The organism is Paenibacillus mesotrionivorans (assembly GCF_046098205.1).
In the GTDB taxonomy this organism is placed as follows: Bacteria; Bacillota; Bacilli; order Paenibacillales; family NBRC-103111; genus Paenibacillus_AR; species Paenibacillus_AR mesotrionivorans.
On record NZ_JBJURJ010000011.1, the window covers coordinates 177,109 to 198,296 of the forward strand.

Sequence of the window (21,188 nt, forward strand, 5' to 3'; positions counted from 1 at the left end):
TCCAGGTAGTGTATACTTAAAGAATATCTACAGGACGAAAGGATGGCCCGCTGTGAACCACCGTTCCTCTGAAAAACATTTTATCGGCGAGGCATTCTCCATCCAGCAGCTGCGAAAGCTCGGCTTTGACAAGATGGCACGTCCCCACTCCCATACCTGCTACGAGCTGTATTATCTCCTGCATGGAGAACGTGTTTACTTTATGAACGGCAATGTTTATGTAGCCCGCAAAGGCGACCTGATGCTGGTCATGCCGGGAGACCTGCACTCCACCTCCAGCTCCCAGGTTGAGGAGTTCGAGCGGGTGCTTCTCCATTTCTCGCCGGAATTTCTTTCCGGAGAGGACGGGTCGATTTTAGAGCAGGCGCCTTTTTTGGAGTCGGGAATGATTCATCTGCCCTTGAAGGAGCAGCCCGAGCTGGAAAGACTGCTTCTGGGCATGCTGGCCGAATGCCAGGAAAGCCACAATTTTTATGAGACCTTTGTCAGACAGCTGTTGACTGAATTCCTTATCCGTGTACACCGTACTGCTCTAGGGGCCGACGATATGCCGCAGCCCCGACATCCCATGCACCAAAAGATTTCGGAAATTTCCGCCTATATTCACGAGCACTACCGGGAGCCGTTGACGCTGGAGGAGCTTTCCCGGCAATTTTACATCAGTCCGGCTTACCTTAGCCGGGTGTTCCTCAAGCTGACAGGCTTCCATTTGAGCGAATACATTCGGGTGGTCCGGGTCAGGGAAGCCCAGAATATGCTCCGCAACACCCGGGAAAAGATTCAGCTGATTGCCGAGCAGGTAGGCTTCGAGCATGTTTCCCACTTTAACAAAACCTTCAAAAGTATTACCGGCTCCTCTCCGCTCCACTACCGGAAGCAGCACAGAATGTAGATGGCAGGCCGCAATACGCAGAACAAACAAACCGTCTCCGGCGTTGGAGGCGGTTTGTTTATGTTTTTCCGGTATGAGCTGATATTCCTTTTCTATGGTATTTTTTTACATCCCCTTCTCCACCAAATACCCTCCTACCTCTTCTTTCGAACACTATCCCATCTGCTCAGAAACAGGCTTATGGCCTAAGCCTGTTCGCTTATGATCTAACCCCTGTTCGCTATGATCTTACCCCTGTCTGCTTACCATCTAAGCCCTGTTTGGTTGCGATCTAACCCCTGTTTGAATAAATTTCAAATAATCAAGTCCAGAAAATAATCGAGTTACAGCTTGAAACAGGAACAAACGTTTGGTATAATGGGAACATAAGTTCTTGTTTCGCTGTATATGAAGGTTGAGGCGATGCTGGTGTCACAGGTCAATTATGAGCAAATTCTATCGGCTGGGGAGCATGAACTGGTCTCGGAAGAGGCGTGCGCGGCTTATTTGTTTGCGCTTAAATGGCCCCACGGATTTGTTTGCCCCGAGTGCCGCCATTGTAAAGCCTACACGATTGCCACCCGCAGACTGCCTTTATTTGAATGTGTAAAATGCAGCTTTCAAGCTTCATTAACCAGCGGCACCATTATGGAGAGATCCAGAACCCCCCTGGTAAAATGGTTTGCCGCCATCCGTTTTATGTCCAGCATGGATAATGGAATTAGCGCACTGGCTTTATCCCGGGAGCTTAGGCTTACCTATAAGACAGCCTGGACCATGCTTCACCGGATCCGCACGGCTATGGCCAGCGAAGAGCTGGATTTTCCCTTGGAAGGGGAGGTTGCGATCCATAATGACACTTATGCCAGCCCCTGGTATCATGGTTCATTGTCGCCACATCCCCGGGAGAGCCGGGTAATCGTGGGGGCCACCCTGTCCAAGGCTGGGGAACCCGAACGCGTAACCATCCAGCTTGTAGCCCGAGAGCATTGGAACAGCTGGCGCTTCAACCGGAGTGCTATCCGGCATTTTATGGAGACACGCATGGACTGGAAAGCCAGGCTGGTTTATTCTCCTATCAATTTCTATGCCTCTCCCCGCCATAAGAAAAGGCTGTCTGTAATGAAAGATGCAGCCCGATGGCTGAACAACACCTTCCATGGCATCGGGAAAAAGTATCTGCAGTCTTATTTGCTGGAATTCTGCTGCCGTGTGAACCTGTCCCTGGCGGGCCGGCCGGCTTTCCATACCATCAGTCAAATTTGCACAGACAGCAGAACGGTGGCCTGATAGCCACTATTAAATAGACACGTCTTAGTCACCTAGTCAGATCTTTTTCACGTCCACTGGACCCTGCCCCAAAAGCGGCAACCTTTGCTTTGTTAGCCCTTTCCGTTCACTTCATACTGGGTTCTTTACCCTCCTTCTAGTTCCTTGCCTCAATCCCATTTACAGCTCGCTACCCCATACGCATCGGCCTCCGCTCTGCTTTCTGCGCTTCTTTTCCCTTTATGCGGCATCAGACTGCGCTCTGTACTCCTGTTCTTTGGGTACCTTCCTGCCTTAGCCGTATCTTGACCTGTCCGCTCCTTATGTGTGAATGCTCCTTTTAACTTTATGTACTTGGTTATCCCCGCCTTTTCCACCTTTTCCTGAGTCAATGGGATAGTGTTGGAAAGGAAAAAGAGAGGGTGGATATCCAGCCCTCTTTGTCGAATAATATCTATATTCTTCCAATGTAATGATGCAGTGGTGATACAAGATGGCGAATGTGGAGTTACCCGCGTTTGCTGTAGTCCTTGCGTTGATGCAGAGAGATGGAGCGGTAGCGGGAGGTTAAGGCTTTTAGCTTGGCGGCGGATAGCAGGCGGAAGGGGATGTGCAGGGCTTTGTTGCGGGCTGGACGCAGCAGCACTTTGTTGGACATACGGCTGTACAGGAAGTTGCCATAGGTTTCGAATTCGGAGAAGGCGAATTGCTTTCTCTTGTTCATGCTGCGGATAATGGCTTTATACCAGCTGATTCCGTGCCGGGCTTCAATAGTCCGTTTCAGCTGGGTGACCTGCGCTTTTTCGAACAGCATATAGTGAGTGACCAGGGAGGAAGGAGCCGCGGGCCGCTGGCCCATCAGCTTGCGGTAGGTGACGAAGTATTCGCTTTGACTCCAATTCCGGGTATAAAAGACGGTCTTCCCTTCCCCTGTCCGGAACCGATGGGGGCGGATCAGCACCGTATCTGCGTCTACCACCAGATAATAGCTGGAGCTGCAAAGCTTGGCTGCGCCCAGCTTCAGCAATTGCTGGTAGAGCCAGCCTGACCGTTCCCAGCGGCTGGAGCTGTAGTGAATGTGTTTTTTGGTAATGGGGAGTACCGTGTCCTCGTCCACAAACCGGCAGCCCTTCACGCGGCAAAGCTCCAGGATCCGTTTTTTGCGGGGAGCAATAATGAGAATTTGTCCGATGGGATGCTGCACCTGCTTGCGCAGGGCATCAATGACATGGGGCAGGGTTGCCATGTCCTTTTCGATGGCGGGAATCACAATGTCTATCCGGGGTAAGGCCATATGCTCATCTCCGATGCGGCCGAATTTTCCCCTTATGATATGCCGCTGCAGCTTACACGGTGCAGTTGCTTCGCGAATCGGGCATACAGTAGTATGGAGAGAAACAGGGCTCGTCTACGCCCCTACCTTGTATTGGAGGAGTTTAAGAATGCAGGTATCAACAAAGGAGCAAGCAGGCAATATTGTGGAAGCGCAGCAGCGCCTATGGAGAACGGGTCAAACGCTTGAATTGCATTTCCGTCTGGAGCAGCTGCAGAAGCTGAAGGACGCCCTGCTCCGGTTTGAAAAGCCTTTGCTGGAAGCCCTCAGCAAGGACTTGGGGAAAAGCGAGTTTGAAGGCTATACCACCGAATTGGGGTTTTGTCTGAAGAGCATCAGTGAAACTGCAAAGAAGCTCCGGAAGTGGATGAAGCCCAAGAAGGTTGCGGTGCCGCTTCATTTGCAGCCCTCCCGCAGTTGGGTTCAAGCGGAGCCTTATGGTTCCGTCCTGATCATCGGTCCGTTTAATTACCCGTTCCAGCTGTTGATCGAACCCTTAATCGGTGCTATGGGGGCAGGCAATTGCGCCGTGCTGAAGCCCTCGGAGGCTGCTCCATCCGTAGCGGCGGTCGTCGCCCGTCTGATCGGAGAAACCTTCCCCGAGGATTATATCCGGGTGGTGGAAGGGGAAAAGGAAACCGTGGAGGCGTTGATTCACGCTCCTTTTGATTATATGTTCTTTACAGGCAGCGCGGCGGTGGGCAAAATTGTGATGAAGGCGGCAGCGGAGAATCTGGTGCCGGTGACGCTGGAGCTGGGGGGCAAAAGTCCGGTGATCGTGGAGCCGGATGCCAACCTGGAGCTGGCTGCCAAACGCATTATCTGGGGCAAGCTGATTAATGCGGGGCAAACCTGTATTGCGCCGGACTATGTGCTGGCTCATTCCAGCATCAAGAATGAGCTGGTCCGGCTGATGAAAGAGGCGATTAGCCATTTCTATGGGGAGAATCCGTCAGCCAGCAAGGATTACGGCCGGATTATCCATACCCGGCATTTGGACAGACTGGCCGCCATTCTGGAGCAGGACCGTGCCCGTATCGTTCATGGAGGAGGGGTTTCCCGGGAGAACCGGTTTATGGAGCCGACCCTGCTGGACGGAGTACAATGGGAGGATGCCTCCATGGCAGAAGAAATCTTCGGGCCTATTCTGCCCATCTTGACTTATGACCGGCTGGAGGATGCCATCCTGCAGATTCAGGACCGGCCCAAGCCCTTGGCTTTGTATCTGTTTACGGAGAGCAAAAGTGTGGAGCGGCTGGTGTTGAGCCGGGTTTCCTTCGGCGGCGGCTGCATTAATGATACCATCTCCCATGTAGCCAGCTCGGCGCTGCCTTTTGGAGGAGTCGGACAATCAGGAATCGGAGCCTATCACGGACATCATAGCTTTGAGCTGTTTTCCCACCACAAGAGCATATTAAAAAAGACCAGCCGGTTGGAAACCGGACTGGCCTTTCCGCCTTACAAGGATAAGATCAAGCTGGTGCGCCGATTGTTGAAGTAACGGCCCCCAGTGGCTACACGTCGTATTCCAGCTGCTTGACGGCCTGCTCCATAAAATCCAAGGGCGAGGGAATGGTCTCGGCGTTGTATTCCACCGCCCCGATTTTGAGGATCAGCTTCACCTTGTACTTGTCGTTGAACTCCTCGGTATTAAATTCATAAAGCTTCTGCCTGATCCGTTCCATAACCACCTTGGCCCCTTCCTTTTCCGTAAACAGGAGGAGTCCCCAGGTGGCTTCTTCTTTATCCAGCAAATACAGAATATCATTGGTCCGGATGCTGGACTGGCTGATCCGGGAGATGTCCAGAATAGCCTCCGTCAACTGGTCGGGGGGAATAAACCGCCGGATTTCCCGCCAATATTTAACCTTAATGACCAGCAAGGTTAACGGAATGTTGTACCGGACGGAAATACCGGTGAATACAGTAGCATCCTTCTGGAAGGCAAGGCTGTTCTTCAGATCCGTATTTTCATCCAGCGTGGCCAGTTTGGCTGTCTGTTCCCGCAGGACAGTATTCTCCTCCTGAAGCTGGCGCGCAGACCAGGAATACAGCCACATGGACAAGGTAAAGAGCGGAGTCATCAGCAGCCAGAAATAGGTGCGCCCCTCAATCACTCCGGCTTGGGCAACCGTCTGGTAGAGGACCATGCTGCCATAGGCGAAGATGAACACCACATTGATGATCAGCCCGGCGGTCACAGAGGAGAAGAAGGTGATTACCGCAATAAAAAAGGCGATGGCCAGCATTATCAAATTGGTCATGGTTTGCTGCGGATCTCCGCTGATAAACAGGATGGAGATCAGGCACAGGAGCATGAAGCCAATGAGGGCGGCGTCTGAAACTAGAGCGGGCGAGGTCCGTCTCATGGCCGTTTCCTCCTTGTCAGTTGTTCATTCGGCAAAGCAGGCTTGGATTGTGCCGTTTTTCTTCTGGTGTGCTTTCTGATCAGCAGAATCAGCGACACCAGAACCAGCGCCAGCACCAAGACGGCTGCCGCGGTGAAGGTCACCACATCCTGCCTCTGCAGGATTTCGTCAAGCCCGGTGAGAGGTTTGGGGGCCGCGGTTTTTTTGAAGCGGAAGGCCTGGGTTTTGCCATCTCTGTCCGTTAATACACCGTCCCCATAAACCTTCCACCGCGCCTCCTCCCCAGCCAGCAGGCGGGATGCCCGGAAGACAGACTCGGGCTCCGCTCCCGTCACTACCAGCATCCCACCGTTACCGTATGGCGAAGGCAGCAGTTGGAGGGTGCCGATCGTGGATGCATACCCGGGCTCCAGGCTTATTTTTTCATTGGATAGGATACGTGTCCCTTCCGCGTCGTATCGGAAGTAAAGATTATCATTCTGCGCCTTAATTACCGCGTTGTCCCGCAAAGAGCCTATGGCGATCAGGTTCCGGTCCTTCAGCTCCTCCGGCGCAGCTGAGGCTTGGCTGAACCTGACTTCACCCGTATTGCCGATGGCATACCGGCCCAAAAGGTGAAACAGATTGCCCACGGTCCGGTACAGCTCGTTGTCCCGCCGGTCAGGGAGGACCACGGAGACGGAAGCAAACTGCCCGTCCTGGATAAACGGGTACGGATAATTGTTCAGCAGCAGCTCTGTACCCTGCCGGGTCTGCAGCTGCAGGAGGGACTCCGGGGTAATGTATGCCCACGGGGTATCCTCCCGGTTGGCGGCACATGCATTGAAGTCTGCCTCCAGATCAAAGGCTACAGTTACAGTAAAGTTTCCGGAAACCGCAAGATCCCCAGGCACCGTGAATACTGCCCGGTCGGCTTGGGCCAGCTCCTTGTGGAGCTTTTTGCTGCCGATGGGTACTCCATTAATCTTCACCGTCATCAGGGAGCGGTCAAAATTCAAATTTTCCGCATATCGGAAATCCAGATTGATCTTGCTGGCATCTCCCAGCTCCAGATTTCCGGGCATGGCGATGTAGTAGTTGTACTCCTGGTGGAAGGGTCCTGTAAGCACACTCCCGCTTTCCGTCAGGCGAATCTCCCGAGTGAAACCGGCTGCAGGCTTGGCTACATCGGTTGCTGCATCAAGCAGCAGTGTATTGCCAGCAGCCTGGGCCATATGCTCCTGGTTGGCTACCAGCCTGCCAGCCTTCACGAGAAGCTCCGGGGAGCGGGAGGTTACGATCAACACAGCCTTGTCCTGCACATTCACCAGCCGGATTATACCTTGATGGTCCAGGTCCGGCGGAGTCTGAAAACCAGCTACAGCCGGCTCCTTCAGCTCCTGGGGCAGGCTGTCATACAGGCCGACTGCGGTCACATAATCTTTATTCTGGATATGCTCCGCCGAATACGGCAAAAGCGGGATGGCATTCTCCGTCAGCAGATTAGTCCGGGCATACCCGGTCAAGGCATAAACGGCGGCTTCCCAATCGGAAGACTTGGGGTCGGCGGGAAGGGCCACCAGGCTGCGGCCTGCAGCAACGGCATCCGGACCGGTGATCCGGGCATTGAAGTCCCGGATGGAATCCTCCACCGGACGCAGCGTGTATTCCGTCTCGATGCGGGAAGCGCCGCCGATCCGCAGCCAATGGCCAATCCCGGTATCCTCCTGGCAGACCTGTTCGTCTGCGTAAGACCGCAGCTCCGTCTGCAGCTTCAGGGTGTTGCCCCCCTGTGCCAAGAGCCCTGCCGGCACCGGAATCTCCAGGCGCTGGCTGGTCTCCGTTCCCGTCTCCGGGTGGAAGGAATAAAAGGGATTCCCATTCAGCAAAAGGGTGACCGTGGACCATTCCTTCCGGGAAACCGCGCTAACCTGCACCTCCAGCAGCAGCTTCACCCGGCTGATCTCCCAATAGGCAGGAAGATGAAAGGTGGTTTCACTTGAACCTGCAGAGCCGGAGAGGGAAACATCCTCTCTCACAAAAGGGACTGTATAGCTGTGGGTCCCGGTTTTGGTAAGCAAAATGGCAGCCTGGGCCCAGCTCCCTTGCATCAACAGACCGAGTACGATAAAAACCGGCAGCGTTATCCTTTTAAAGATCATAGATGTGTTCTCCTTTGGGCTAATACCGCTCCGTTTTGTACCATTTCACTTCCCGTTTCAGAATCTGATCCTTGGCAAAATTATAGAGGCCGTACACGGCCACAACCATCCACATCTGGCAATAGGTAATGTACATCAGCATGATGAGCCACAGGTTGGAGAGGGACATCTCGCCTTTTTCCGTGGTCAGCGTCGTGAAGGTGCCTAACACAAACAGCAGAATAGCCAGCAGCCACAACAGGGTGCTGATTCCGGCAATGGAGGTGTGGACATACCCCAGCGCATGGAGGACCAGCAGAATATCGGAGGTGACAAGAGAACCCACTAACAGGAAATAAATCGATATATAATACAGGATGTCAAACCGGATTTTGCGGGCGGAGCGTTTAAACAAAAGCGGAATATTCTTCACGATCACATACACATTCCCCTTAGCCCAGCGGCTGCGCTGGCGGAACCATACCTTCACCGTCTGGGGCTCCTGCTCCCAGGTGACGGCTTTGGGCTGGAATTTAATCCGGTAGCCCATCATGTAAATGCGGAAGCTGATTTCCGTATCCTCGGCAATCGCCTTCACATCCCACCCGCCCACTGCCTCCACGATGCTGCGGCGCATAATGAAGTTGGTGCCTGGAATGGTGCACAGCCGGAACAGCTGCCAGCGTCCCGCCTGAGCCATCCATTGAAAAGAGAGGGTCTCGATATTAATAAACCGGGTCAGCATGCTGGCATCCCGGTTGCGGGTGCGGAATTTGCCGATAACCGCACCTAACGTAGAATCTCCGGTGATTTCCGCAGCCAGGATACTCAGGGCGTCCCGCTCGGGCGTATTGTCTGCATCATAGATGGCGATGAGCTCCCCCCGGCTTTCCTTAAAGCCGATGTTCAAAGCGTTGGATTTGCCTTTGCCGCCGGTAACCTTGTCCGTGTTGATGACCTTGAATTGCCTGCCGGGATAACGCCGCTGCACATCGGCCAGCAGAGCAGCGCTGTTGTCGGAGGAATTGTCGTTGATGACAATAAGCTCATAACGGTCCGCCGGGTAATCAAAGGCCAGCAGCGACTCCACGGTCTGGACGATCACTTTGCCCTCGTTGTGGGCCGGGACCAGAATAGAGACAAAAGGGTGTTCCCCCTGCAGCTTGGGTGAAGGGCTGCGTTCGGTCCGTATGTAATAGATATACCCCGCTATGATCAGTGCCACATTAACCAACAGCAATGACCAGATGGCCACCACTGCCATAACCATCAGTAGATCTGGAAGCCTCATACATAACCCCTATTTTAAGAATTTGCGCCGGTACAGCCGTCTGCCCGCGGCGATAAATAATGTGAACACGGCCAGAGCGCCTACGACCACGGCGAGGAAGATCTGGTTTTGGGCCTGAAAAAAGCCTGTGAAGCTGGCTTTCTCCCGTTCGATATAGGTGTAGTCCTCATCCTGCGCATCACCTGCATCCCGGGTTTCCGCGGCAAGAAGTGCCCCGTCGATCCTCACCTTGCCCCCTAGTGTCGAAGCCGAATGGGTAGCGGTCCGGGTGGTATGCCCCCGCTCACGGTAATCGGCAAAAACGGCAGGGTACGCTTTCAGGGCCTTCACCAAAGCGTCCAGCTCAGTTTTATTCTCCGGAAAATCCAGCGTAACCGCAGTGTCCACGGGATAGGTGGAGGAGGATACCCTTAGCATTTCCCATTCGTCGGGAAAATCAGGGCTGACGCTGTATAAAGTGGAGGGAAAATAAGCGGGGCTGGTGCTTCTCTCCCTGTATACGGGTGACTCCGTCTTATCTGCGTATACCACCGCCGAATTGAAGAAGCCCATTCCCTCCCGGCTGTAGTGGCGGTCGAAGGTCCAATACTGTTCCGCCGCAATGCCCAGGGGAGCCACACCTGCAATCATTAGCATATCAAGAAATGAGCCGGTCTGCAGCTTTAGCGGGTCGGTTCCTGCCGAAATAACGGGAAAAACGGCGGGAGCCTCCAGCAAAACACTGCCCTGCTTGCCTTGGATGTAACGAAGCGCCTCCGCGTAGCGTTTGGCGGCGGGGAACTGAAGGTTGTCCAGCACAGGCCGGGCTCCCACCAAAAAAGGGATGCCTCCTTCGTACAGCTCATCCGCCAGACTGCGGAGGAGACTGTAATCGGAGTAGGGGGTAAAGCCGCGGATCAGCGCATACAGCTGACCGTGGCCAGACAGCCCCATCCACTCCCGGAGCAGCCGGGCTGTTGCCAGCCGCCCCTCGGCCCCGCCTTGCGGAGCGGGGCCGTACCGGCGCAGCGGTGGGTCCCCCGCTGCTAATATCGGTGCCCCACCCAACTGGAGCACACTGCCGGTGAAGCTCTCCAACTCCCGCCGGAGCTCTGGCGGGGCAGCCGATTCTTGGGCTGGATCAAGGGTAAGCATCACCAGCCGCTCATAGTTCGCCAGAGCGCCGGAATGATAGACGCTCATGGATTCTACCGTCACCTTGGCCCCCAGTGTCTGAAGAAAGCGCGCTGCAGCGCTGGCTTCATTTTCTCGTCCTGTGCCTATAGCCAAGCTGTCATATAACAACAATACCGGCGTACCTTCATCGGGAGCCGGCGAAGCACCTGCTGCCGCAGTGGCTGTTGCGCCATACGGCAGCCAAAACCATACGGCCGCCGCCAGGATCAGCAGCAGGCGAAACAATCTTTTGGGCACAATAGAAGGCATTCAGGCATTCACACCTTTGTTTGCTAATGAAGGAAGCACCGCTCCATGTATTGGAGCTTCGAACGCTTGATCCGACGCTTGGCGGTAACCCAGCTCCCCGCCGATCAGGTCCGCAATGGCCAGCACACTGACCAGGTCAAATCCCAAGGTAAACAGGAATTCATGCTTGGCCAAATCCGCATCGCCTGCCCCGATAATGGAAACCATAATGCCCGACAGCCCGATGCCCATACCGGCCACAATTAGCGCAAGCTTCTGGATATGGCGCATGTCCCGGGCTTTAACTGCCTGGACAAATCCCGGCGTATACAAGCCTGCGACGAGCATCATCCAAATCACGATGAAGCCGAAGGTTTTTGGGGCGGCGGCTTGCTTCAGGAGACTGTAGGCGGAGAAAAAGCGGCTTTGGGCTCCGAAATCCTTGCCTGCTGACTGCTCGTAGCTGCCCATAGCCTCGGGCCGGATGGTGAAGGCATTGCGGGCCGCCACGTTCAGAAGGGCTCCCATTTCACCGGGATGAGCGGCGTAATAAGCTGCAATGGAAACAAACCCGTATTTCCCGTAGAACGTCTTCTCCAGCTCAGAACCGCTCACATCCACACTGGAATACGGCGCATAATAAATGGTGCCCTTCAGGAGGGCATACTGCCGGTCCATGCCGAAGGCCTCCAGAGCCTTCTCGGGATTATCTGTGGTTTGCAATACCCCCCGGGACATGGCATGGTACTGATTAATATTTACGAAATCCTTGGGAATCCATACATAGGTGGCAATGCCCGCTGCAAAAAGCAAGGCCAAAACCCCGCCTGCCGAAAACCGGAACAATCTGTCCCGCCGCATAAACAGCAGGGATACCCCCGCCACAGCCAGAACAACACCCACTGGAGCATTCTGCTGCTTGACGGTAATCAGAAGCAGAGCACTGACAGTAAACAGGCTTAGCAGGAAGTAATCGTTATACCGTTTCCGGTAGAACAGCAGCCATGACGCCACTAAGAAAACCATCGTGATCAAAACAATGCTTTCTCCAAAAAAGGAATTGAAGTAAGCCGTATAGGCGGTATCTGCAAACATGAACACCGTTATGGCGGCAACAGCATAACCCTTCAGCCGGGACATCCGGCAGGTTATCCCCTCCACCAGAAGATAGATGGCCGCCGTATACATAAGGGTCAGCAGCGCCGCCTGGATGCGGATATCGAATACCGTCGTGCTGTAAACCAGCTTGTTCACCGCCAGAGCCAGGCGAATGAACAGGGATTGGGATGAATAAAGCAGGGTCTGATGCTCATTAAAATATTGAAAAATGCCATATTCCCGGACAAAGTGGCCCAGGTACTGGCTGTCATAATCCGGCTGGCTGAAATAAATCCCATTGCCGTAGAGGATCCGGTAGTAGTCGCCGTTATCCGCCATACCCACGAAGGGTGGCACAAACAGAGCCAGCACCGTAATAATCAGGACGCCGGACGCTGCCAACACCGCCGGTGAAACGAAACGGGCCGCAAAAATTGCGGCCCGTTGTAACCCGGACGGTATGCGCGGAAAACCCATGCTGCATCACCCTCCATATTTATTAGTAACGGTAGGCTAAAAGGGCCATCAGGTTGTCGAAGGAGTAAGCCTGGCCGCTTCCGGTATCGCCGAAGCCCCCGAACAGAGAGCTGGCGGGATCATCGACCCGGTAAGCCTGCATTCTTTGTACTGCCGCTTCATACAGCTCCCGGTCCCGAGTCTCGGAGCCGATCATTGCAGCCAAGGCATAGATAGCGGTGGATTGGATGCCGTTCAGCGGCTTCCCGGCAAGGGAATATGCACCGAACAGCGCGCCGTGCAGCACCTCCTGTTTGATATAACGGAGGCTGGCTTCCGGCGCTTGGCCTATTTCGGCCAACGAAAGTATAGTCAAAAGCGATTCTACCGTATGAATGGAATCTGCTTCATAAGACTTGCTTTCATAATTGTACCTTGTCTGATAGAAGGGAAACAAGTCGGAAATGTACCCATTTGCGACAATTTTCTGCATTTTATTTATCAAATCAGAATGCTCCTTGGAGGGTAAAGGAAGCCTGCCCAGTGTCTTCAGATCAATATAGCACAGCGTAATAAACGAATTGGCCTTATTGTACGTCTCGTCATAGAAATCCCGCATTTCACCGTCCAAGATATTGTACTTGGCAAAGCGCAGCCCGTACTTGTCCGCCAGTGACGTGTATGCATTGTCATTAAAGGCCTCCCCCGCCTCATACAAGGCGCGGATCATCCGCAGATCATCCACTGCCGCATTCAGCGGATACTGCTTGGGAAGCTTCGGACTGTACCGGTAGCTGAACAGCCGCTCCCGGTCAAATACCCGTTTGGCCTGCTCCCAGCCCACCGCGAATTCCTCCCGCTTGCCGGACAGTGCCTGGTAACGCAGCAGAAGAGACGCCGATTCGCTTAAAATTTCATGCCCGGTAGCCAGCTCTCTGTTCTGCTCGGTGTCGATGTAATTGGTCTGAACACCGTCAGGGCCGCTTAGTTTTTCCCGTATAAACCGGTGCAGCTGCTCCTCCCGGTCTGCCGCCCCCTGGATTTGGCCCCCGAAATAAGAAGCGGGAAGCATAGATTGGCCAGAGATATTGCCGCTGCCGGAGGACTGACACGCCGTTCCGGCAATAAGCAAGATTCCGGCCGTTATGGCGGCCGCGGCGCGTTTGATCATGTTGTGGGCAGGCTTCATTATAGCCCTCCTCGTTGTGCGTTGTGGTCAGGCGTATTCACTCTATGTCACCAAACGTTTCCATTTTTCAGTATACCCAACAGGATTCGGACGGCTCCGCGGCGAAATGAAAGTAGACGAATCCGTTGGGCGAGACCGCCCATAACAGAAATGAGGGCTGTCCCTGATGGTTATGAAATCCCGCCACATGTCCCGCTTCCGTCTTCTGCTGATGGGAGCTTGCACCGCCGCCGTTCTGACGGCCTGCTCCCCGGATGTTTCCTCCGAGGGTCCGCCGGGTGCATCTACTCCATCCGCTGCCGCTTCCCAAAGCGCGTCCGCCCTGCCGGCCACACCTACTCCCGCTCCCTTTCGTTATCCCCTGACAGGGCTGGGGAGCCAGACCGAAATGCTGACACGCCCCTATATGGTTATGGTGGAAAATGCCCCCCAGGCCAGACCGCAATCCGGTCTGCAGCAAGCCGATATCGTTTTTGAAATCCTGGCGGAGGGGGAAATCACCCGGTTCGTCAGCGTCTTCCAAAGCCAGCCTGCCGAGATCATCGGACCTGTGCGCAGCATCAGGCCTTACTTCGTAGAGCTTGGTGAAATGCTGGATGCCGTGATCGTCCATGCAGGCTGGAGCCAGGATGCCATGAACCTGCTGCAGAGCCATAAGCTGAACCATCTGGACCAGGTGTACGGGGACCATGCCTTCTACTGGCGGGCCTCAGACCGCAAAGCGCCACATAACCTCTACACCTCCACCGCCAAAATTGCCGAAGGTGCGGAAGCCCGGAAATTCCGCAAGGAGTGGAAGCAAAAGGGCCTTTTGTTTGCTGCCAAACCAAGCAGCTCCCCTGCGGCCTCCGGCTCCGCCGGTACCACTGCTCCAGCCACCCATGTACAGATTCCGTATATCCGGGGATATGTAGTGTCCTATGACTATGATACCTCAAAAGAAGCCTATCTGCGGAGTATGGATGGCCAACCCCACGCAGATAAGGAAACCGGGGTACAGCTTCATACACGCAATCTGCTGGTGCTGGAGGCCAAACATGCCGTGCTGGACAAGGAAGGGCGCCGCAGCGTGGACGTCACCGGTCCCGGCAAGGGCACGCTGATCCAAGAGGGTAAAGCGCTGGACGTTACCTGGCAGCAAAAGGACGGTATGCTCCGCGTGTATGCCGACAGCAAGGAGGTTCCCCTTTTGCCGGGCAACACTTGGGTACAGGTAGTTCCCGAAGGAACGGCATTGCAGATGGAATAACAGAGGAATTTTTTCTTGAACCTTCCAATACAATTCAGTATACTCAAGCTAGTCTTTGTCGTTTTTTGTAGACAAGTATACGACATTTTATTGGGACGGTGAACCATGGCAGAACAGCGCAGTGTAGCAGCTGCAGTGATCCTCACATTAATTACCTGTGGGATTTATGGTATTTATTGGTTTATTGTTTTGACGAGTGATGTTGGGAAGGTAAGCGGCGATCGTGATTTTACCGGAGGCAAGCATTTCCTCCTATCGTTAATCACCTGCGGAATTTGGAGCTATGTATGGGCATTCCAAGTCGGACGGCATGTGGAGCAGGCCCAGCATCAAAGGGGCTGGCACGCCTCCGATAATGCACTCATCTATCTGATCCTGAATTTCTTCGGCTTGGGAATTGTCGTCATGGCACTGGTTCAGTCCGATGTTAACAAAATGGCCTCTTATTAACCGTCTTCCCCGCCCATTGCCAAAAAAGCTGCTGCCTCTGACGGCAGCGGCGGCGGGTGGGCTGCTCTACCTGAAGGTATGGCTTCCCTACACGCATATTGGGATTCCATGCCCGGTTTACACGGTCACCGGGTTTTATTGCCCCGGCTGCGGAATCACCCGGATGCTCCTGGCTTTATTGGAGCTTGAGCCTGCACAAGCCCTGCGCTTCAATGCACTTCCTTTTGTATTGATTCCGTTATACTTGCTTCATTGGACAACAAAACGCAAGGGAATGAAGCGCACAAGCAGTGTTGTAATGGGAATCATGCTGGCTTTGACCTTGTCTTATGGTGTGCTTCGAAATTTTGAGGTTTTTTACTGGCTGGCACCGCCCTAAAACAGACAGTTTACTTACCGGACATGCTAAAACCTTCGAGCCTGCCATTCCGGCAGATCCGAAGGTTTTTTGCTTGCGCCGGTCTAAACGCCGCGCAGCTGCTTGGACCGCAGCTGGCCGCAGGCCGCGTCGATATCCGCCCCCTGCTCCTGGCGGATGGTGGAGTTGATGCCGTGTTTTTTGAGAACATCGTAGAACGCATCCACCGCCTCCTTGCTGCTCCGCTTATACTGCTGGAACTCATCCACCGGGTTGTAGGGAATCAGGTTCACTCCGGTGGCATTCTTCCGTTCGCCGATCAGACGGACCAGTTCAAGAGCATGGGCAGGCTGGTCATTGACGCCCTGAAGCATAATGTATTCCAGGGTAATCCGCCGCCTGGTGGTATCCTGGTAATAATGAATGGCGTCCATCAGCTCACGGAGGGGATAGGCCCGGTTGATCTTCATAATCCGGGTCCGCAGCTCATCATTGGGAGCGTGCAGGGAGATAGCCAAATTCACCTTCAGCATAGCGTCGGCAAAATCCCGGATCCGTGGAACCAGCCCGCTGGTGGAGACGGTAATATGGCGGGGCCCGATCACCAAGCCTTTTTGGTCTGTTACAATGCGCAGGAAGGCCATCAGGTTATCCCAGTTGTCCAAAGGCTCCCCGATCCCCATCACCACCAGATGGGTAACGGCAGCGCCTGGTTCGTGCCGGTCCAGATATGCCTGTACCATCATCACCTGGCCGGTCAGCTCTCCGGCCATCAGGTCCCGCTTCTTGGCCATGGTGCCGCTGGCGCAGAAGCTGCAGCCTATATTGCACCCCACCTGTGTGGTAACACAAACCGATAATCCATATTTATGGCGCATCAGCACCGTTTCGATCAGATCGCCGTCGGCCAGACGGAACAAAAACTTGATTGTACCGTCCGTTGCCTGCTGCCGGGTATGCTCCTCCAGCGTCTGGACGGCAAAATGCTCCTCCAGCAATACGCGGCAGGATTCATGGACGTCAGACATTATGGCAAACTCAGCCGTCCGCTTCTTATACAGCCAATCCCATACCTGGAGCGCCCGGTGCTTCCGGTGTCCCCGGCTCTCCAGCCAAGCTACCAGCTCATCAAAGGCCAGTCCGTAAATCGAAGGCTTGTTCATAAGGACTCTCCTTTTTTCGTTCTGTCTGTATTGTCCCAAATTCCAAGACAAATTGCCAGCCCTATGGACATCTGCTATCTTTAGAATATTGACAATGAAGACTCGACGAGAAAGGGTCCTGCACATGCTTGCACCTCGAGAGAGCATCTACACCCACTATCAACCCGCTTATATTCCCGACCACGAGCCGGGCGCTGCTGCCTATTGGTTTATCTCACGGACGGGAAATCTCCTGATCCGGGAAACCGCGGACGGCGTAGAGATTCCAGAAGCCGCCGAATCCGGGGAGTTGGGTCTTGCTATCCGGCGGACTCAATATGTGGGCACCTGGAAAGGCACCCCCTGTTACGCCGCGTCGGCAGAATCCGAGATCGCGTCAGTTGAAGGTTTGGCCTTCCACCCCTTACGCAGCCTCTATGGCAAAATGGACGAGGGTCTGTTCCATCTGGCGGGCCGGGCTGTGCAGTTGGCAGCCTTCGGACTGACCCACCGCTTTTGCGGCACCTGCGGCACCGAAACCGTCCCATCGCCCAAGGAGCATGCCCTGCTGTGCCCGGCTTGCGGAAGCGTGAGCTTTCCCCGGTTGGCGCCTGCGGTGATTACTGTCATCCTCAAGGACCGGCAGGTGCTCCTCGCCCGGGCCAAGCATTTTACCAATAATATGTACGGTCTCATCGCAGGCTTCGTGGAGCCGGGAGAGACACTGGAGGACTGCGTCCGCCGGGAAACAAAAGAGGAGATTGGGATTATCGTGACCAATATCCGCTATTTCGGCAGCCAGCAATGGCCCTTCCCCCATTCCCTGATGATCGGCTTTATCGCAGACTACGAAAGCGGCGAGATCCATGTGGACGGTGAAGAAATTGTGGAAGCCGGCTGGTTTGACTCGGACAAGCTTCCCGTTATTCCTTCACCCGTCAGCATCGCCCGCAAAATGCTGGACTGGTACGTGGAGCAGTATGCGGGTTAGTACGTCACCCGAAGACGGGTAAATGTAGGGCCGCAGCAACTGCATCCGCTAATACATGGGGCAGAAACGGCTTCGCCACAAATCCTGCCGCTCCGTAACCGAGGCATTCCTGTATTACCTCCGGAGTGCCTCTGCCGGAGCACATCACCACCTTGGCATGCGGGTCCAACTTCAGGATCCGCTTCAAAACCTGGAGGGAATCATGCGTCAGGCTGGCGGATACAAGGTGTATCGCCGAGTCCTTTCGGACACTATCCCATTGGCTCAGGAGATAGATGAAAGGGCAGCAGAAAATGACCGAAATCCAGCGGGTATAGCCTGGCAGCGTATATGCAGCTTGGTTTACCGTTTATGCAGCTTAGTTATCCTCATACGAGGTTGGCTTACGGAACTGAGCGACTCTTAAACGTGAAAAATTAGCTGTTCCAAATTATAACGGAACTAACAGACTCTTAGCGCATCAAAGAGGCAGAAAAACCTGCCCCGTGGCCGTTTAAGGGGCGTATAGTTCCGTTATTTTGTCAAACACCCGGTTTCGCCCCCTAAGGGTTTCCCAGTTCCGTTAGAGCGCGCCACCTACCTTCTGGCCAATGATCGCCTCCATCCCAGCGCCGAATCCACTTTCATCTTAGCCAAAACACCAATTTCGACTTCGGCGGCCAATCGTGCACTGAAGAGTATGACCTCCCCTCCCGAGGAACATCCTACAAAGGCGCCAGGGCGTCCGGCCGAGCCGGAGCTGACTGTGATAGAGAGAGCAACTATGCGGAAACAGACTGGGGCAGATCTGACTGCGGTGAAGTAAACAGCGTTGGAGTAAATAGTCGCAGGGCAGCAACCGTGGAACGGCAGTGGTGGAGTGGCAGCAGTAGGAGCGGTGGGCAGCGGTGAAGTAAGCAGCTCCAGAGCAGACAACGGCGGACCAAGCAGTCCCGCAGGAAGCAGCGGTTTGCCGCCGCTCCTCCAGGGTAAGGATTGGTAAAACCAGCAGGAGGCTGATGGGGATGGATTTATACTATGGCACATTATACTGGAACACTACCGGAGCTTCGGTGCTCCGCCTGACTCAAAGGGAGCCCGCTTCCCGCTATGATGCCATTGTGGTGGGTGGAGGCATGTCCGGCGCTTTAACCGCGTATACTCTGGCCGAAGAAGGACTCAAGGTGGCGGTGATGGACAAGGGTGCCATGGCCTGCGGCAGCAGTCTGGCCAACACGGGGCTCATTCAATACTCCAATGACATCATGCTTCACCAGCTTATGCAGCAGATCGGCGAAACCAAGGCGGTGCAGTTTTACCGGATGTGTGTGAAGGCCATCGACCGGCTGGAGCAGGTTGCCCGTTCTTTGCATGAGCCGACAGATTTTATCCGCCGGGCCAGTCTGTACTTTGCCAGTGTCGATCCGGATGTGGAGCTGCTGCAAAAGGAATTTCAAGCCCTCCACGAAAACGGCTTCCCGGTTGACTACCTGACTGCGGATGAGGTGTCACGGCGCTACCCCTTCCGGAAACCGGCGGCACTTCTTACATACGGGGACGCGGAGCTGAATCCGTTCCGGTTCGTCAGAGCTATCCTTACATATTTGGACCAAAAGGGTGTTCATTTCTTCGAGGGTACGGAGGTCACATCCCTGGAGGACAGACCGGACGGCATAAGCGTCCACACCCCCCAAGGCATCTTTACCGCTGAAAACGTCATCGTGACCACCGGCTACAGCCAGCCTCCCGGGCTGGAGGAGAGCGGAGTGGATCTTAACCGCTCCTATGCCGTCGCTACACGCCCTCTGGAGAATCTGGAAGCCGCGTGGAAGGACAGGGTACTGATTTGGGAAACCAGACGCCCGTACTTCTATTTGCGTACCACCATGGACGGAAGGATTGTGGCGGGAGGATTGGATGAGGATAAGCCGGAGGTGCCCCATAACAAGGAACTGATTGCCCGCCGGGCAGAGGCGCTGAAGCAGGAGCTGGTGAGTCTTTTTCCCATGCTGGATATCCAAATCGAATATGCCTGGGCAGCGGTCTTCGGAGAATCCAGAGATAATTTGCCCTTTATCGGGCAGCATCCGGAGCGGAAGCGGTTGTACTATCTTTTGGGCTATGGCGGGAACGGCACGGTATACAGCACACTCGGTTCCGAGATTATCCGTGACCTGATCCTGGGCAAGAGCGATGCCAAAGCCGAATTAGTGAAGCTGGCCCGGCCGGGTCGGACGGCGCCGGATACAGCCGCGTCACGTTAGGAATTCAAGACCCTCTGGTTGCACTGCCCCCCTGTCTGTCCTATCATTAAGGAAAACGGCGAAAAACCCGCCGGATGGGAGGGCAGGCGCTCGCATGCAGCAGCAATTAAAAGAGAAGGTCAAGGCGCTTCCCCTTACCCCCGGTGTTTATCTGATGAAGGATTCCCTGGGCAATATCATCTACGTGGGCAAAGCCAAGCAGCTCCGCAAGAGGGTTCAGTCCTACTTTGTCAAAAACAGCGGCCACAGCCCCAAAACCAGGGTGCTGGTCTCCCATATCCGTGATCTGGAGGTTCGGCATGCGGATACGGAATTTGAGGCTTTTCTGTTGGAATGCCGCCTCATTAAGGAGCTGCGCCCCGCCTATAACCGCAAAATGAAAAACCCCGAGACCTACACCTACATCACCCTCCACCGGGCCAGGGAAAACGGCCTGCGCTACTTCTCCGTCAGCTACAGTCCGGAGGATAAGGTTGGCCTCCGACGGTTCGGCCCCTACAGCAGCCGCGGCACGGTGGAACGCGCGTTAGAGGGCATCAAGGAAGGTCTGCGGATTGCCTGCAGCAACCCTTCCGGCCGCAGCGGCCCCTGCTTGAACCATGCGCTGGGACGGTGCATCGGCATGTGTGCCGGAGGCAAAGCAGCGGAGGCCTATGAGGCGATTGTGGACCGGATCATCCTGTTCCTGGAGGGGCAGAGCACCGACATTCCCGAATTGATGGAAAAACGGATGGTGGAGGCCGCCGAACGTTTTGATTTTGAGGCCGCCGCCAGATACAGGGATGAAGGCCGGGCAGTCGCGTATCTATTGCAAAAGGAGAAGATGATCAGCTTTGCGGAAACGGGGCATATCTCAGTAGTGCTGGAGGAGATGGACGGTGGATGGGCCAAGCTGTTCCTGATCAAAGGCAACCGCCTGCTCCTGAATCACCGGCTGTCTCTTGCCGCCGACGAACAGACAACGCCTGCTCTTGCCCGGGAAATCGCTGCACGGGTCCGGTCCGCCTATGTTTCTGCCGGGGCGGATACACAAGGCCCCATTACCCGGTTTGACGTGGATGAGGCGCAAATCATCTACAGCTATCTGCAAAGTAACGCTGCCTGCAGCCGTCAATTGGATCAAGCATGGTTGGGCGATAACGCCCCACCCTCCCTGCTGGAGGAAGAGGCCGCACAGCTGCTGGAGGACCAGTCAAGACTGGCGGTTTTGGAGGCGGCGGCCGGTGACGGGGAAGCGGCAGCCGGTGGTGACGCAGAGGTGGTGGCGGAAATGGCCGAGCATGAGTTTGATCCGGAGCGCGGGTACGATTACGGACCCGGCCAAAATTAAAACGTCCTGTACAACCTCCCCTGGG

18 protein-coding genes are annotated in these 21,188 nt (G+C 54.8%); 9 read left to right on the plus strand and 9 right to left on the minus strand.

Annotation, left to right across the window (positions count from 1 at the left end; genetic code table 11):
- Window positions 1-52 precede the first annotated feature (52 nt).
- On the plus strand, window positions 53-892 hold the full coding sequence (locus ACI1P1_RS17575) for an AraC family transcriptional regulator (RefSeq protein WP_416217734.1): 840 nt from the start codon (window positions 53-55) through the stop codon (window positions 890-892).
- A 402-nt stretch (window positions 893-1,294) separates the two neighbouring features.
- Entirely contained in the window at window positions 1,295-2,161 is an 867-nt protein-coding gene (locus ACI1P1_RS17580; RefSeq protein ID WP_416217735.1) for a transposase, read from the plus strand.
- Between the two features lie 487 nt (window positions 2,162-2,648).
- Here the strand turns inward: ACI1P1_RS17580 and ACI1P1_RS17585 are convergent, their stop codons facing one another.
- Window positions 2,649-3,434, minus strand: coding sequence for a DUF6492 family protein (locus ACI1P1_RS17585; RefSeq protein WP_416217736.1), 786 nt, complete (start codon window positions 3,432-3,434; stop codon window positions 2,649-2,651).
- A 148-nt stretch (window positions 3,435-3,582) separates the two neighbouring features.
- On the opposite strand from ACI1P1_RS17585, the gene ACI1P1_RS17590 reads away from it, so the two are divergent.
- A complete protein-coding gene (locus ACI1P1_RS17590) occupies window positions 3,583-4,974 on the plus strand; it encodes an aldehyde dehydrogenase (protein WP_416217737.1) in 1,392 nt (463 codons plus the stop codon).
- A 13-nt stretch (window positions 4,975-4,987) separates the two neighbouring features.
- Here ACI1P1_RS17590 and ACI1P1_RS17595 read toward each other — a convergent pair whose 3' ends face one another.
- From ACI1P1_RS17595 to ACI1P1_RS17620, 6 genes are read right to left on the minus strand one after another with little or no spacing between them, the layout of a single operon-like run.
- Entirely contained in the window at window positions 4,988-5,842 is an 855-nt protein-coding gene (locus ACI1P1_RS17595) for a diguanylate cyclase domain-containing protein (protein WP_416217738.1), read from the minus strand.
- Window positions 5,839-7,983 carry a cellulose biosynthesis cyclic di-GMP-binding regulatory protein BcsB gene (locus ACI1P1_RS17600; RefSeq protein WP_416217739.1) on the minus strand — a complete coding sequence of 715 codons (2,145 nt, stop codon included), beginning with the start codon at window positions 7,981-7,983 and terminating at the stop codon, window positions 5,839-5,841. The genes ACI1P1_RS17595 and ACI1P1_RS17600 overlap by 4 nt, the downstream gene beginning before the upstream one ends.
- A 19-nt stretch (window positions 7,984-8,002) precedes the next feature.
- Complete coding sequence (locus tag ACI1P1_RS17605; RefSeq protein WP_416217740.1) at window positions 8,003-9,253, minus strand: glycosyltransferase family 2 protein; 1,251 nt, start codon at window positions 9,251-9,253, stop codon at window positions 8,003-8,005.
- 9 nt (window positions 9,254-9,262) lie between these two features.
- Complete coding sequence (locus ACI1P1_RS17610; protein WP_416217741.1) at window positions 9,263-10,678, minus strand: hypothetical protein; 1,416 nt, start codon at window positions 10,676-10,678, stop codon at window positions 9,263-9,265.
- Window positions 10,679-12,232, minus strand: coding sequence for a glycan biosynthesis hexose transferase WsfD (gene wsfD, locus ACI1P1_RS17615; RefSeq protein ID WP_416217742.1), 1,554 nt, complete (start codon window positions 12,230-12,232; stop codon window positions 10,679-10,681). It abuts the gene before it with no gap.
- 22 nt (window positions 12,233-12,254) lie between these two features.
- Window positions 12,255-13,400: a hypothetical protein gene (locus tag ACI1P1_RS17620; RefSeq protein ID WP_416217743.1), complete on the minus strand. Its 1,146-nt coding sequence runs from the start codon at window positions 13,398-13,400 to the stop codon at window positions 12,255-12,257.
- Window positions 13,401-13,566: 166 nt separating this feature from the next.
- On the opposite strand from ACI1P1_RS17620, the gene ACI1P1_RS17625 reads away from it, so the two are divergent.
- From ACI1P1_RS17625 to ACI1P1_RS17635, 3 genes are all read left to right on the plus strand, one after another.
- The gene (locus ACI1P1_RS17625) at window positions 13,567-14,649 is read left to right on the plus strand and encodes a DUF3048 domain-containing protein (protein WP_416217744.1); all 1,083 of its coding nucleotides are present in this window, start codon (window positions 13,567-13,569) and stop codon (window positions 14,647-14,649) included.
- A gap of 105 nt (window positions 14,650-14,754) precedes the next feature.
- Complete coding sequence (locus tag ACI1P1_RS17630) at window positions 14,755-15,099, plus strand: DUF4234 domain-containing protein (protein ID WP_416217745.1); 345 nt, start codon at window positions 14,755-14,757, stop codon at window positions 15,097-15,099.
- Window positions 15,074-15,478 carry a DUF2752 domain-containing protein gene (locus tag ACI1P1_RS17635; RefSeq protein WP_416217746.1) on the plus strand — a complete coding sequence of 135 codons (405 nt, stop codon included), beginning with the start codon at window positions 15,074-15,076 and terminating at the stop codon, window positions 15,476-15,478. The genes ACI1P1_RS17630 and ACI1P1_RS17635 overlap by 26 nt, the downstream gene beginning before the upstream one ends.
- An 83-nt stretch (window positions 15,479-15,561) precedes the next feature.
- Here ACI1P1_RS17635 and rlmN read toward each other — a convergent pair whose 3' ends face one another.
- Window positions 15,562-16,620, minus strand: coding sequence for a dual-specificity RNA methyltransferase RlmN (gene rlmN / locus ACI1P1_RS17640; protein WP_416217747.1), 1,059 nt, complete (start codon window positions 16,618-16,620; stop codon window positions 15,562-15,564).
- A 124-nt stretch (window positions 16,621-16,744) separates the two neighbouring features.
- On the opposite strand from rlmN, the gene nudC reads away from it, so the two are divergent.
- Window positions 16,745-17,590 carry an NAD(+) diphosphatase gene (gene nudC, locus ACI1P1_RS17645; RefSeq protein ID WP_416217748.1) on the plus strand — a complete coding sequence of 282 codons (846 nt, stop codon included), beginning with the start codon at window positions 16,745-16,747 and terminating at the stop codon, window positions 17,588-17,590.
- Between the two features lie 4 nt (window positions 17,591-17,594).
- On the opposite strand, the gene ACI1P1_RS17650 is transcribed toward nudC, so the two are convergent.
- Complete coding sequence (locus tag ACI1P1_RS17650; RefSeq protein ID WP_416217749.1) at window positions 17,595-17,777, minus strand: response regulator; 183 nt, start codon at window positions 17,775-17,777, stop codon at window positions 17,595-17,597.
- Between the two features lie 817 nt (window positions 17,778-18,594).
- Here ACI1P1_RS17650 and ACI1P1_RS17655 point away from each other — a divergent pair.
- Both ACI1P1_RS17655 and ACI1P1_RS17660 read left to right on the plus strand, forming a co-directional pair.
- A complete protein-coding gene (locus tag ACI1P1_RS17655) occupies window positions 18,595-19,833 on the plus strand; it encodes an NAD(P)/FAD-dependent oxidoreductase (RefSeq protein ID WP_416217750.1) in 1,239 nt (412 codons plus the stop codon).
- Between the two features lie 94 nt (window positions 19,834-19,927).
- Window positions 19,928-21,163: a GIY-YIG nuclease family protein gene (locus tag ACI1P1_RS17660; protein ID WP_416217751.1), complete on the plus strand. Its 1,236-nt coding sequence runs from the start codon at window positions 19,928-19,930 to the stop codon at window positions 21,161-21,163.
- The last annotated feature ends 25 nt before the right edge of the window (window positions 21,164-21,188 follow it).

Coding starts and splice junctions, on each gene's coding strand:
- ACI1P1_RS17580 (WP_416217735.1), top strand. CDS start 1,295: ATGCTGGTGTCACAGGTCAATTATGAGCAAATTCTATCGGCTGGGGAG.
- ACI1P1_RS17585 (WP_416217736.1), bottom strand. CDS start 3,434: ATGGCCTTACCCCGGATAGACATTGTGATTCCCGCCATCGAAAAGGAC.
- ACI1P1_RS17590 (WP_416217737.1), top strand. CDS start 3,583: ATGCAGGTATCAACAAAGGAGCAAGCAGGCAATATTGTGGAAGCGCAG.
- ACI1P1_RS17595 (WP_416217738.1), bottom strand. CDS start 5,842: ATGAGACGGACCTCGCCCGCTCTAGTTTCAGACGCCGCCCTCATTGGC.
- ACI1P1_RS17600 (WP_416217739.1), bottom strand. CDS start 7,983: ATGATCTTTAAAAGGATAACGCTGCCGGTTTTTATCGTACTCGGTCTG.
- ACI1P1_RS17605 (WP_416217740.1), bottom strand. CDS start 9,253: ATGAGGCTTCCAGATCTACTGATGGTTATGGCAGTGGTGGCCATCTGG.
- ACI1P1_RS17610 (WP_416217741.1), bottom strand. CDS start 10,678: ATGCCTTCTATTGTGCCCAAAAGATTGTTTCGCCTGCTGCTGATCCTG.
- wsfD (WP_416217742.1), bottom strand. CDS start 12,232: ATGGGTTTTCCGCGCATACCGTCCGGGTTACAACGGGCCGCAATTTTT.
- ACI1P1_RS17620 (WP_416217743.1), bottom strand. CDS start 13,400: ATGAAGCCTGCCCACAACATGATCAAACGCGCCGCGGCCGCCATAACG.
- ACI1P1_RS17625 (WP_416217744.1), top strand. CDS start 13,567: ATGGTTATGAAATCCCGCCACATGTCCCGCTTCCGTCTTCTGCTGATG.
- ACI1P1_RS17630 (WP_416217745.1), top strand. CDS start 14,755: ATGGCAGAACAGCGCAGTGTAGCAGCTGCAGTGATCCTCACATTAATT.
- ACI1P1_RS17635 (WP_416217746.1), top strand. CDS start 15,074: ATGTTAACAAAATGGCCTCTTATTAACCGTCTTCCCCGCCCATTGCCA.
- rlmN (WP_416217747.1), bottom strand. CDS start 16,620: ATGAACAAGCCTTCGATTTACGGACTGGCCTTTGATGAGCTGGTAGCT.
- nudC (WP_416217748.1), top strand. CDS start 16,745: ATGCTTGCACCTCGAGAGAGCATCTACACCCACTATCAACCCGCTTAT.
- ACI1P1_RS17655 (WP_416217750.1), top strand. CDS start 18,595: ATGGATTTATACTATGGCACATTATACTGGAACACTACCGGAGCTTCG.
- ACI1P1_RS17660 (WP_416217751.1), top strand. CDS start 19,928: ATGCAGCAGCAATTAAAAGAGAAGGTCAAGGCGCTTCCCCTTACCCCC.